Here is an 11,364-nt window from a genome sequence, read left to right as displayed (position 1 = left end):
GCTCTGCCCACTCCCGGTGGGCAGAGCACGACTGCCGGCGGGGAGGGTCAGCCGGTGGCTCCGCTGAGGTCGTACAGCGTGACGCCGTCGACGGTCTGGGCGGTGAAGGTCTCCTCGACCCAGGCGGCGATCTCCGCCGACGCGCTGCTGCCGCCGTCGCTGGCCATCCCCATGCCGCCGCCGATGAACCAGTGCACCTGGCCGGCCGCGACGTACCGCTGGAACTCCGCCAGCGTCGGGGAGGGGTCGCTGCCGTTGAAGCCGCCGATGGCCATCACCGGCTCACCGGTGGCCAGCTGGTATCCCGCGGCGTTGTTCGAGCCGACGGCGGCGGCCACCCAGGTGTAGGAGTCGGCCTGCTGCTCGAGCGCGGCGACCACCTCGTCGCTGGGATCCGCGGCGCCGAGCAGCCCGCCCATGCCACCGCCGGCCCCGCCGCCCCGGGCGCCGGTCGTGCCGGTCTGGCCGGGTGCCTGTCCCGGCGCCTGGCCGGTCGGCGGCTGCCCGCCGAAGCCGCCCTGCCCGTGGAAGCCGCCCTGTCCGCCGAAGCCGCCCTGCCCGCCGGGCATCGTGCCGCCGGGTCCGCCCTGCCCGGCCGGCCCGGCGCCCATCGCGCCGCCCGGGCCGCCGCCGCGGCCGCCACCGAAGCCCGCGCCGCTCACCGTGGGCCCGGCCGAGGGGATCGACCCGGTGTGCGCCGTGCCGGCGGTCTGCACCGCGTAGGCGGCCGGGCCACCGAGCGCGGCCAGGACGCCCACGGCCAGCACCGCCGCCACCACCGCCCGGCCCATCCGGTGGGCGACCAGCAGCCCGAGCGCAGCGAGCACACCGGCGACCAGCACGGCCCAGCGCAGCCACGGCAGGAAGTCCCCGGAGCGGCCGAGCAGGACGAACGACCACAGCGCCGTCCCCAGCAGGGTCAGGCTGAGCACGATCCCCGCCCACCAGCTGCTCCGCCGCTGCCACAGCAGCCCGCCGCCGATGCCGACCAGCGCCGCGATCGCCGGGGCCAGCGCCACCGTGTAGTAGGCGTGGAAGATGCCGGCCATCAGGCTGAAGGTGAGCCCGGTGACCACCAGCCAGCTGCCCCAGGTCAGCAGCGCCGCGCGCCGCAGGTCGGTGCGCGGCGACCGCCCGACGGCGACCAGCCCGGCCACCAGCAGCGCCAGCGCGGCGGGCAGCAACCAGGCCACCTGCCCGCCGATCTCACTGCCGAACAGCCGGCCCAGCCCGGTCTCGCCCCAGCCACCACCGCCGCCCACACTGCCGGTCTCCTCGCCGGTGAGCCGGCCCAGCCCGTTGTAGCCCCAGATGAGCTCCCACACCGAGTCGGTCTGCGAGCCGCCGATGTAGGGCCGCATCGAGGCCGGCACCAGCTCGACGACCGCGACCCACCAGCCGCCACTGACCACCAGCGCCAGCCCGGTGAGCAGCACGTCGACCACGCGGCGGCGCAGCGTCGTCGGCGCCGCGACCAGGTAGACCAGCGCGAACCCGGGAACGACGAGCATCGCCTGCAGCGTCTTGGTCAGGAACGCGAACCCGATCAGCACGCCGACGGCGACCAGCCAGCGCCGGCTCGCGGTCTGCAGCGCGCGGGTCAGCGCGTAGGCCGCCAGGGTCAGCAGCAGCACGAGCAGCGCGTCGGGGTTGTCGAAGCGGAACATCAGCACCGCGACCGGGGTGAGCGCCATCGCGGCGCCGGCCAGCAGCCCGGCGCCGGGGCCGACGACGCGGCGCACCGCCAGGTACACCACCCCGACGGTGGCCACGCCCATCAGCGCCTGCGGCACCAGCAGCGACCACGAGTTCAGCCCGAACAGCCGCACCGACAGCGCCATCACCCACAGCGACGCCGGTGGCTTGTCCACGGTGATGGCGTTGGCGGCGTCGGAGGAGCCGTAGAAGAACGCCGTCCAGCTCTCCGAGCCGGCCTGCACGGCCGCGGCGTAGAAGGCGTTGGCCCAGCCCGAGGCGGCCAGGTCCCACAGGTACAGCAGCCCGGTGACGGCGAGCAGGGCGATCAGCGCCGGGCGCACCCAGGCGGGGTCGGCGGCGCGGCCGCGCAGTGCCCTGCGGGCCCGGGAGGGGCGGGCGGGTGCGGCGGGCGCCGGCACCGCGGCCGGCGGCAGGACTGTGGTGGTCATCGGGAGGTCTCCAGCGCCGGGGTGGCGGGGTCGGGGTCGGTCGTACGGGTCGAGGGGGCGGGGGACCGGCGGTCGGCGCGGAACACCCAGCCGCGCAGCAGCAGGAAGCGCAGCAGCGTGGCGAGCGCGTTGGCGCCGACCAGGAGCAGCAGCTCGGTGCCGCGCGACGGCGCCGGGGTGACCGCGTGCAGGGCGGCGAGGGTGCCGCTGGTCAGTGCCAGGCCGAGCCCGAAGACCACCAGCCCCTGCAGGTGGGCGCGGCCGGCGCCGGGGGCGCCGCGGATGCCGAAGGTGAGCCGCCGGTTGGCCGCGGTGTTCGCCACCGCGGTGAGCAGCAGGGCGACCAGGTTGGCCAGCTGGGCGGCGAGCACCCCGCGGAGCAGCACGAACAGCACCAGGTAGGCCAGCGTGGACAGCACGCCGATGGTGGCGAAGCGCAGCAGCTGGCCGAGCAGCCCGGCCGGCACGCCGGGCACCGGGTCGGGCAGCGGACCGGGCAGCGGGCCGCGGCCCAGCTGGGCGCGCAGCTCGGCGACCGGCAGCCGGCCGGTCGCCAGTGCGCGCAGCATCCGCACGATGCCGGCCAGGTCCGCCTTCGCCGTCGCCACGATGTCGACCCGGCTGTCCGGGTCGTCGACCCAGTCGACCGGCACCTCGTGGATCCGCAGTCCGCTGCGCTCGGCCAGCACCAGCAGCTCGGTGTCGAAGAACCAGCCGGTGTCCTCGACCAGCGGCAGCAGCCGGGCGGCGACGTCGGCCCGGATCGCCTTGAACCCGCACTGCGCGTCGGAGAGCCGGGTGGCCAGCGCGCCGCGCAGCAGCAGGTTGTAGCCGCGGGAGATCACCTCTCGCTTCGCGCCGCGCACCACCCGGGACGACGGCGCCAGCCGGGTGCCGATGGCGAGGTCGGAGTGGCCGCTGATCAGCGGGGCGACCAGCGGCAGCAGCGCGGCGAGGTCGGTGGAGAGGTCGACGTCCATGTAGACCAGCACCGGGGCGTCCGAGCGCAGCCAGGCGGCGCGCAGCGCCCGGCCGCGGCCGGCCTCGGGCAGCTCCAGCACCTCGATGCCGGGCAGCTCGGCGGCGACCGCTCGGGCGACCTCGACGGTGCGGTCGGTGCTGGCGTTCTCCGCCACGGTGATCCGGAACGGGTAGGGCAGCTGGGTGGACAGGTGGGCGTGCAGCCGGCGCAGGCACGGGCCGAGGTCGGTCTCCTCGTCGTGCACCGGGACGACGACGTCCACGACGGGTGGCGGGCTCTCGACGGCGCGGGCGGGTGCGTCGCCCGCCAGGGGGAGCGGTGGCATGCGGCAACCGTCGGGCGCGCCGCTGGTGCTGCGCCCAGGCCGACCTACGCGCCGACTGTGAGTCGCGTGGTTTCCGCCACGTGGCCGTCCGGTGTGCCCGGGGCGACCGGTGGGGTAGGCCGGTGGGCATGAGAGCAGTTGGAGTGACGGAGTTCGGGGGGCCCGAGGCCCTGCAGCTGGTCGACGTCCCGCAGGAGCCGCTGGGCCCCGGGCAGGTGCGGGTGCGGGTGACCGCGGTGACGGTCAACCCGACCGACACCGCCCTGCGCAGCGGCTGGTACGTCGAGCGCGACCAGGTGAAGGAGTTCCCGTACGTCCCGGGGATGGACCTCGCCGGGGAGCTGGCCGAGGTCGGCGAGGGCGTGGAGACCGACCTGCAGGTCGGGGATCGGGTGATGGGGGTCGTGGTGCCCAGCGGGCAGCACGGCGCCTACCGGGAGGACATCGTGCTGCCGGCGCGGTCGATCGCCCGGGTGCCGGCCGGGGCCAGCGACGCGGCCGCCTCGACCCTGCCGATGAACGGGCTCACCGCGCGACAGGCGCTGGACGCGATGGCGCTGCAGCCGGGGCAGGTGCTGGCGGTCACCGGCGCGGCCGGGGCGTTCGGTGGGTACGTGATCCAGCTGGCCAAGGCCGAGGGGCTGACCGTCGTCGCCGACGCCAAGGAGGCCGACGAGCAGCTGGTCCGCGAGCTCGGTGCCGACGTCGTCGTCCGGCGGGGTGACGGCGTCGCCGACCGGATCCGCGAGCAGTTCCCCGACGGCGTCGACGGGCTGGCCGACGGTGCGGTGCAGAACGAGGCCGTGCTGCCCGCGGTCAAGGACGGCGGCCAGGTGACCACCGTGCGCGGCTACGCCGGCAACGGCGAGCGCGACCTGCACGTGACGCCGGTGTTCGTCGGCCAGTACGCCGAGGAGCAGGAGAAGCTCGACGGGCTGCGCGAGGCGGTGGAGAAGGGCGTGCTGACCCTGCGGCTGGCGGAGACCTTCCCCGCCGGCGAGGCCGCCGAGGCGCACCGCCGGCTCGAGGCCGGCGGGGTGCGCGGACGGCTGGTCATCACCTTCTGACCGCTGCGCCGGTCCCCGCTCGCGCGCGGCGCGCGAGCGGGGACCGGCGCGACACCGCAAGATGTCGGGGTCAGCACGCTCCGCTGACCGACCGGAAGGACTTGTGGTGGCGGGTGGACTGGTAGCGCTCCTGGACGACGTGTCGGTGCTGGCGCGCGCCGCGGCGGCCTCGATCGACGACGTCGGCATGGCGGCCGGGCGCGCGAGCGCCAAGGCGGCGGGCGTGGTGGTCGACGACGCCGCCGTCACGCCGCAGTACGTGCGCGGCCTGGCGGCCGAGCGGGAGCTGCCGATCGTGCGGCGCATCGCGCTGGGGTCGCTGCGCAACAAGCTGCTGATCCTGCTGCCGGCGGTGCTGCTGCTCAGCCAGTTCCTGCCCTGGCTGCTCACCCCGATCCTCATGCTCGGCGGCTGTTACCTCGCCTACGAGGGCGCGGAGAAGCTGTGGGCCAAGGTCGCGGGCCACCACGACGACCACACCACGGAGGAGGGGGCGCTCCCCGACGAGGACACCATCGTCTCCGGGGCCGTGCGCACCGACTTCATCCTCTCCGCGGAGATCATGGTCATCTCGCTGAACGAGGTGGTCGACCAGGCGTTCGTCGCTCGGGCGATCATCCTGGCGATCGTCGCGGTCCTGATCACCGTGGCCGTGTACGGGTTCGTCGGGCTGCTGGTGAAGATGGACGACGTCGGGCTGCGGCTGGCCCAGCAGCCGCGGGCGGGCGTGGCCCGGTTCGGGCGCGGGCTGGTGGCGGCCATGCCGAAGGTGCTCGCGCTGCTCACCGTCGTCGGCACCGCGGCGATGCTCTGGGTCGGCGGGCACATCCTGCTGGTCGGCAGCGACGAGCTGGGCCTGCACGCCGTCTACGGGGTGGTGCACCACCTGGAGGAGGCGGCGGCCGACGCCACCGGCGCGCTCGGCTCGGTGGTGGGCTGGCTGGTCAACACCCTCGCCAGCGCGTTGATCGGGCTCCTCGTCGGCGCGCTGATCGTGCTGGTCATGAACCTCACGGTGCACCGCCGCAAGGGCGCCGCTCACTGAGCCTCAGTTCGTCAGGTGCTTGGCCGCCTCCCGGCGGGAGAGCGGGCTGAGCTCGTGCGTCGCCAGGAACCGCCGGACCCAGGCCGGGTCGGTCTTCGCGAGGTCGCGCAGCGCCCAGCCGATCGCCTTGCGGACGAAGAACTCCGGGTCGGCGGCGTTGACCTCGATCACCTCGGCCAGCAGGGCGGTGTCGGTGCGGTGCCTGGCGCCCAGCTGGGCGGTGATCGCGCTGCGGCGCAGCCAGCGGTCGGGGTCGCGGGCCCAGTCGCGCAGCACCGGCTGCAGCGCCGCCGGCTCGGCGAGCAGCAGGTCGCGGATGCGCGGGGCCACCCCGTCGACCAGGTCCCACCAGGCCCCGGTGGTGATCATCTCCCGGTACAGCGGCAGCAGCTCGAGGGCACCCCGGGCAGGTGGCAGGCCGGTGAGCGCGATGGCGGCGTGCCGTTCCTCCCGGTTGCCGGCGTCGCGCCAGAGCAGCTCCGCGGCATGTCGCACCTCTGGGGCGGAGTGGGGCGGGTGTTCGGTGGCGGCGGCCCGGACGATCCGGCGGACCTCCGGCAGCCGGACCCCGAGGCAGGGCTCGGGAGTCTTGAGGTAGGCCTGCAGGGCGCGGCCCCGCTCCGGGTCGCCGGCCGCGGCCAGCGCACCCCGGACGGCCGCGACGAGCGCGGTCACCTGCCCGCCGGCGGCCACGGGGGGCGCCTAGCGTCGCCGGGCGGCCATCGGCAGCCAGACGGCCAGGCCGAGCAGCAGCATCGCCAGCGGCACGTGCAGCGGGAGGTTGCCGTCGCCGGACCGGCCGAGGAAGTACTCGACGACCAGCAGCGCGAGCAGCAGGGCCGTCCCGATGAGCAGGTCGCGGCGGTGCCGCAGCCAGAGCGCGGCGGCGATGGTGGCGAGCGCGGCCAGGGTCAGGGTGATCTCGGCGCCGCGCTGGTGCAGCGTGTACCAGGTGCTGCCGTCGGCGTCGGGGCGGAGGAAGAGCCCGGCCCACAGGCCCTGCAGCAGCACGCCGAGCGAGGTCAGCCCGACCAGGGCGCTCCAGATCGGGTGCGGCCGTTCTCGGGTGGTCGGGGCGGTGCGGGGGTCGGCGGCGGTCATGCCCCGATCCTGCCGCAGCCTCCGGACCGGTCCAGGGCCGTCCGGCCTCCCTCCGATGGGTGATCGGTGGTTCGCCATCTGGTTGCGCACGGTCGAGCGGGGCATCGAGCGGTCCTGGCCGCTGGGGCCGGACCGACACCGGAAGGCATCATGCGCACTCCCTCGCTCCGCACCGCTCTCGTCCTCGCCGCCGCCACCCTCGCGCTCACTGCGTGCGACTCCGCCGCTGCGCCGGCTGATGTGCAGCTGGCGCGCAACCAGGGGGCGGCCGAGCTCGCCGCCGCGCAGCGGGCCGCGCTCACCCCGCTGGCCACCCAGGTCGAGCTGCTGACCCGGGCCGAGCAGCGGGCGGAGCTGGCCGGGGACGGCGCGACCGCCCGTGAGGTGCAGGCGCAGCTCGCTGCGTACCGCGAGCTGGCCTCGGTGGTCGACGGCGCGGACGACCCGGCGGAGGTCCGCGTGGCGGTCGACCGGGCCGGCCTCCCGCTCGCCGTGGACGGCGCCCCGACCGTCGACGGCGTCGTCCTCGCCGACTGACCAGGCGGTCCACCCCTCGGCGGTGGACTCGTTGCGGCGGCTGTAGTCAGGTGTCAGGCGATCCTGCCCGGCCGGTCGCCTGAACGGGTGAAGTGCCGGGTGAACCGGTCACGCTTCGTCCACAGGGGCTCCCCGCCGGAACGCGATCTGCCCTTACAGTCGCTGCACTCTGCAGGCATCTGGGCTGTTCGACGGGGGGATCGTGCCGGTACTGGGCTCGGCGGTCGACGTCGTCGACGGCGAGGTGCGCGAGCTGATCCGCCGGCGCGGGCTCGACCCGTTCGCCGACCCGGCGCCGGTGCGGGTGCTGGTGCGTGACGTCGTCGCCGACTACTCAGAGCGGTCGCTGTCCTCGGCGCTGCCGCCGATCGGTGACCCGGAGACCGTCGTCCGGGACGTGCTGGACCGGGTGGCCGGGTACGGGCCGCTGCAGCGGTTCCTCGACGACCCGGAGGTCGAGGAGATCTGGGTCAACTAGACCTGTGTGCAGTCTTCGCAGGTCAGGCGTCTAGCTGACACCCTCAGTCCGCAGCGAGTCCGCGTCGTGCGCCAAGACCTGCCGCAGCATCTCCGCTGCTGCCTTCCTTGTCCGGTCCTCAGCTGTCGGCCAAAGGTGGCTGTACGTGTCGAGCGTCAGCGACGGCTTGGCGTGCCCCAGGGCTCGCTGCACCGTCACCACGTCACAACCGGCCGCGATGAGCCCGCTGGCGTAGTAGTGCCTCAGTCCGTGGATGTGCAGCCCGCGGGTGTCCGCCGACTTGACCGTGCGCTGCCACCACGAATCGACGGTCGACGGCGGCAAGGGGCGCCCAGCCCCGTTGTGGAACAGCCAGCCGTCGGCGTCGGTCCCGTGCTCCTCGATGTGGCGGGCCAGCATCTCGGCAAGGTTGTCTGCGATGTAGACCTCTCGGCTGGAGCCGTGCTTCGGCTCCCGGACCTCGGCGCCGAACCCCGGCTTGTACTGGACCTGCCGCTCTATACGCAGGGTTCGCTTTAGGAAGTCGATGGCATCGGCGCTCAGCGCCGAAGCCTCGCCCAGGCGCAGGCCGGCGAAGGCGCAGACCCCGATGTAGGCGCGCATCTGCGGCTCGCTGGCGGTCAGCAGCCGGGCGACCTGTTCGCTGGTGGGGAGCTCGAGCGCACGATCCCGGCCTGAGGGCTTCTTTGGTGGTCTGGTGACGTCACCAGACGGGTCGCTGGGGATGCGGCGGTCCTTCACCGCGGCGCGGAACACCGTTCGTACGGCAGTGAAGCGGTTGGCGATGGTCAGCGGAGCCATGCCGTCGCTGTGCATCTTCTTGACCCACGCCTCGACGTGAGACCCGCGGATCGACTTCAACGGCAGGTCCCCAAACGTGACCGACCGGGCCACGAGGTTCATGTGCGTGACCGTGCCGGGTGCCCACACCTGCCGTTGTGACCAGTCGTCGAAGAACGAGCGGAACGTGATCCGCCCCGCTGCCGGGTCGACGTACTGCCCTGTGACGACGCTCGCCGTGACTTCGTCCAGCCACCGCTGACCGTCGACCTTCCGGTCGAAGTGCCTCGCGTGTTCCTTGCCGGCCTCGTCCCGGTAGCGGGCGCGCCAGCGGCCGTCGGGCCGTTTCGCGATGCTAGTCACGGATCTTGATCCACTTGTTCAACTCGGCCGCAGCCTTCTCCCACTCGGCGAACGCTTCATCGCGAGCCTTGCGGGCCAGCGACAGTCGGTGCTGGTAGGCGCGGGCGCGGGCTTCTGCGTGCTCCAACTCCTTCGTGGCCCCATCCAGGCGAGCCGTCGCCGCAGAGAGGTTCACGCGGGCGAGGTGGTGGTCTGCCCCCATCTGTGGTGACAGCAGATCCTCAATCTCGACTCCGAGGACTGCGGCCGCGGCGGCGACTTCGTTGACTCGGATGGGACGGGTGCCCTTCTCAAGCTTGTAGACGGTCGGTTGCTCCATAGGGAAGCCGAGGCTCGCCAGCTTCTGGCCCAGTTGAGCTTGGCTCATGCCTTGGGCCTCCCGGAGAGCGCGGATGCGCTGGCCGATCACGAACTCAAGGTCGCCACGGTCCTCTGGGGCTGAAGTTGTTGGCTGTTTGCGGTCATTCTCCACGAGCATGACTCTACGACACGCCGGTCGTCGTGAGAAGTTGACGGCCAAGTACGGCAGCCTTACGTTCGTCGCAGCAGATGGTGCAGGATCATCCTCGATCTAGTCGGGAGACGACTATGGGTACCGACCTCCTCACTCTGGAAGAGGCAGCCGAGCGCCTGCGGACCTCCCCGAGCACTCTCCGATACTGGCGGCATCGGAGTGAAGGACCGAAGAGCTTCCGCGTAGGCCGCCGTGTGCTCTACAAGCGGAGCGACCTCGACGCTTGGGTGGAGCAGCAGTACGCCGCGGAGAACCGCCCGGTGGTCGCGTGACAACCGGGCGCGTACATGAAGAAGCCCCCGCCCAGTTGCAGCTGGACGAGGGCAGCGAGAACCACTTGGCAGCAGGTCTCGCAGAGGAAACTACCCGCCCCGGAGTCATCCGAGCCCGCGACAGCGCCGACGACTGGTGGTGGTCCCCAGCCTGGCGGGCGGTCACCTGGCTCGCTGAGACGCGGACCGACTTCATGGCCTACGACGTGACGCTGCTCGGGGTCCCAGACCCGGACCACCCGGCCCGCTGGGGCGCTCTCTTCCGGGCCGCCGCGACCGCGGGGCTGATCGAACCCGTCGGGTACGCGCCGTCCACCCGCCCGGCTCGAGCTGGAGGTGTCTGCCGGGTGTGGACGGGACGGCGGCCGGCTGGATGACCGTCATTCCGTTCCGCAACCCGTGGGCCGAAGTACTGATCAGCAACGGTCAGGAGTTCGGCTCCATCCCCGAGTACCGCTCGGCAGAGTGGGCTGCTCTCCCTGACAACGATCGCCGCAAGGTGGCGGCCTGCGTCATCGCCGCGGAGAGGTGGGCAACCCGGCACCACCTCGATGTCGCATTCGTGGAGCGGGCCAGCGCACGAGCGCGCCGCATCGCCCAGGCGCGGCAGCCTCGGGACGGGGACCACCCCGGCGGCCCGGTTCGGTGGGAGGCCCGCCGGTGAGTGGCTACCTCCCCTTCCCCAAGCCGACCCGACGTCGTCGCAGCACCAGCCGCACCGTCACGGTCGAGGTCGGTAAGCGTTCCGCTTGGCTTCGAGGTGCGGGCATCGCGCCGCTGCTCGACGAGATCGAGTCACCGCGCATGTGGTGCCCCCGGCACAAGTGCCTCACCTGCCCGGTGGATCGCGTCGACGACCTGCTGGCACTGCTTGAGCACCGAGACGGCCGCATGGTCGAGCTGACGGCGGTGGACCGATGAGCCGGGCCAAGGATGTCCGCGAGCGGTGGATCACCGAGGTGCTGCGGACCGACGCCATCAACGACGGCTGCAAGCTCGTCCTGATCGCCATGAGTCGGCATATGACGGAGAAGGGGCGCGTCTCCTACCCGCGGGAGCGGATCGCCGCCGAGGTCGGTCTCAAGACGCCACAGCGGGTCACCAACCGGATCAAGGAAGCCCGGGACGCGGGACTGCTGGACGTCGTCCACTCGGGCTACCGCGGCATGACCGCGGTCTACGAGGCCATGATCCCCGCCCCCGGAAAGGGTGCCCGTAGTGAGCACCCAAACGGCGAGAAAGGGAACGGGCAGCGAGCACCCTTTTCCGAGCACCCTTTCTCTGGGGCCAACCCAGTGAACGAGGCTGGAAAGGGTGCTCGCAGTGAGCACCCCAACGCGGGCGCGCACGTGCGCGCTACTAAGACAAACCACGAGCGAGAACCCGCACCGGGCGACAGCCGTGAGGAACGCGACCACGCGGTCACGTCACAGGCAGGCACTTACGAGGAGTGGCTGCCAACTCCTCTACGCGCCTCGTCTTCCGACTCGACGGAGCGGGTCGCATGACCCGAGAGAACGCAGCAGCGAAGGGCCGCCGGTACCTCACCGAGGGGCGGCTGACGGTCCGGTCCGCTAATCGAGCCGGTGGCGTGGTCGCCATCGTCCGCGGTGACAACGGGCTGCTCTACCGCGCCGAGTGGGTGCGCGACTGCGGATGGACCTGCAACTGCCCGGCCCGCAGTGACCAGTGCGCTCACCTCGTGGCACTGCGCCTCGTGACTGTCGTCAACGAACAGGTGGCGCGATGACCG

The 11,364-nt window shown here is 72.9% G+C and carries 15 protein-coding genes; 9 read left to right on the top strand and 6 right to left on the bottom strand.

The features are described 5' to 3' along the window. Positions 1-47: 47 nt before the first annotated feature. Together ACI79Y_RS18725 and ACI79Y_RS18720 are read right to left on the bottom strand one after the other, a co-directional pair. The gene (locus tag ACI79Y_RS18725; protein ID WP_457159939.1) at positions 48-2,147 is read right to left on the bottom strand and encodes an ArnT family glycosyltransferase; all 2,100 of its coding nucleotides are present in this window, start codon (positions 2,145-2,147) and stop codon (positions 48-50) included. Next, positions 2,144-3,454 carry a glycosyltransferase gene (locus ACI79Y_RS18720; RefSeq protein ID WP_457159938.1) on the bottom strand — a complete coding sequence of 437 codons (1,311 nt, stop codon included), beginning with the start codon at positions 3,452-3,454 and terminating at the stop codon, positions 2,144-2,146. The genes ACI79Y_RS18725 and ACI79Y_RS18720 overlap by 4 nt, the downstream gene beginning before the upstream one ends. A 143-nt stretch (positions 3,455-3,597) precedes the next feature. Between ACI79Y_RS18720 and ACI79Y_RS18715 the strand changes: the two genes are divergently transcribed. Both ACI79Y_RS18715 and ACI79Y_RS18710 read left to right on the top strand, forming a co-directional pair. Beyond that, complete coding sequence (locus tag ACI79Y_RS18715; RefSeq protein WP_457159937.1) at positions 3,598-4,521, top strand: NADP-dependent oxidoreductase; 924 nt, start codon at positions 3,598-3,600, stop codon at positions 4,519-4,521. A 106-nt stretch (positions 4,522-4,627) separates the two neighbouring features. Next, a complete protein-coding gene (locus tag ACI79Y_RS18710) occupies positions 4,628-5,566 on the top strand; it encodes a DUF808 domain-containing protein (RefSeq protein ID WP_457159936.1) in 939 nt (312 codons plus the stop codon). Between the two features lie 3 nt (positions 5,567-5,569). Here ACI79Y_RS18710 and ACI79Y_RS18705 read toward each other — a convergent pair whose 3' ends face one another. Both ACI79Y_RS18705 and ACI79Y_RS18700 read right to left on the bottom strand, forming a co-directional pair. Continuing rightward, on the bottom strand, positions 5,570-6,259 hold the full coding sequence (locus tag ACI79Y_RS18705) for a DNA alkylation repair protein (RefSeq protein ID WP_457159935.1): 690 nt from the start codon (positions 6,257-6,259) through the stop codon (positions 5,570-5,572). A gap of 9 nt (positions 6,260-6,268) precedes the next feature. Then, complete coding sequence (locus ACI79Y_RS18700; RefSeq protein WP_457159934.1) at positions 6,269-6,667, bottom strand: hypothetical protein; 399 nt, start codon at positions 6,665-6,667, stop codon at positions 6,269-6,271. A 150-nt stretch (positions 6,668-6,817) separates the two neighbouring features. Between ACI79Y_RS18700 and ACI79Y_RS18695 the strand changes: the two genes are divergently transcribed. Together ACI79Y_RS18695 and ACI79Y_RS18690 are read left to right on the top strand one after the other, a co-directional pair. Next, positions 6,818-7,204 carry a hypothetical protein gene (locus tag ACI79Y_RS18695; RefSeq protein ID WP_457159933.1) on the top strand — a complete coding sequence of 129 codons (387 nt, stop codon included), beginning with the start codon at positions 6,818-6,820 and terminating at the stop codon, positions 7,202-7,204. A 202-nt stretch (positions 7,205-7,406) separates the two neighbouring features. Next, entirely contained in the window at positions 7,407-7,682 is a 276-nt protein-coding gene (locus ACI79Y_RS18690; RefSeq protein WP_457159932.1) for a hypothetical protein, read from the top strand. A gap of 30 nt (positions 7,683-7,712) precedes the next feature. Here ACI79Y_RS18690 and ACI79Y_RS18685 read toward each other — a convergent pair whose 3' ends face one another. Both ACI79Y_RS18685 and ACI79Y_RS18680 read right to left on the bottom strand, forming a co-directional pair. Further along, positions 7,713-8,825: a tyrosine-type recombinase/integrase gene (locus tag ACI79Y_RS18685; protein ID WP_457159931.1), complete on the bottom strand. Its 1,113-nt coding sequence runs from the start codon at positions 8,823-8,825 to the stop codon at positions 7,713-7,715. After that, a complete protein-coding gene (locus tag ACI79Y_RS18680; protein ID WP_457159930.1) occupies positions 8,818-9,297 on the bottom strand; it encodes a helix-turn-helix domain-containing protein in 480 nt (159 codons plus the stop codon). The genes ACI79Y_RS18685 and ACI79Y_RS18680 overlap by 8 nt, the downstream gene beginning before the upstream one ends. Before the next feature lie 77 nt (positions 9,298-9,374). On the opposite strand from ACI79Y_RS18680, the gene ACI79Y_RS18675 reads away from it, so the two are divergent. The 5 genes from ACI79Y_RS18675 to ACI79Y_RS18655 all read left to right on the top strand — a co-directional run bounded on the left by ACI79Y_RS18675 (position 9,375) and on the right by ACI79Y_RS18655 (position 11,361). Beyond that, the gene (locus ACI79Y_RS18675) at positions 9,375-9,611 is read left to right on the top strand and encodes a helix-turn-helix transcriptional regulator (protein WP_457159929.1); all 237 of its coding nucleotides are present in this window, start codon (positions 9,375-9,377) and stop codon (positions 9,609-9,611) included. Positions 9,612-9,960: 349 nt separating this feature from the next. Next, complete coding sequence (locus ACI79Y_RS18670) at positions 9,961-10,275, top strand: hypothetical protein (RefSeq protein ID WP_457159928.1); 315 nt, start codon at positions 9,961-9,963, stop codon at positions 10,273-10,275. Then, entirely contained in the window at positions 10,272-10,532 is a 261-nt protein-coding gene (locus ACI79Y_RS18665; protein WP_457159927.1) for a hypothetical protein, read from the top strand. The genes ACI79Y_RS18670 and ACI79Y_RS18665 overlap by 4 nt, the downstream gene beginning before the upstream one ends. Next, positions 10,529-11,119 carry a hypothetical protein gene (locus tag ACI79Y_RS18660; RefSeq protein ID WP_457159926.1) on the top strand — a complete coding sequence of 197 codons (591 nt, stop codon included), beginning with the start codon at positions 10,529-10,531 and terminating at the stop codon, positions 11,117-11,119. The genes ACI79Y_RS18665 and ACI79Y_RS18660 overlap by 4 nt, the downstream gene beginning before the upstream one ends. Next, positions 11,116-11,361 (top strand): hypothetical protein, encoded by a 246-nt coding sequence (locus ACI79Y_RS18655; RefSeq protein WP_457159925.1) that lies wholly within the window; start codon positions 11,116-11,118, stop codon positions 11,359-11,361. The genes ACI79Y_RS18660 and ACI79Y_RS18655 overlap by 4 nt, the downstream gene beginning before the upstream one ends. Positions 11,362-11,364 lie beyond the last annotated feature (3 nt).

It is taken from the genome of Modestobacter sp. SYSU DS0875 (assembly GCF_054050915.1).
This window is presented reverse-complemented; position numbering and strand designations above follow the sequence as displayed.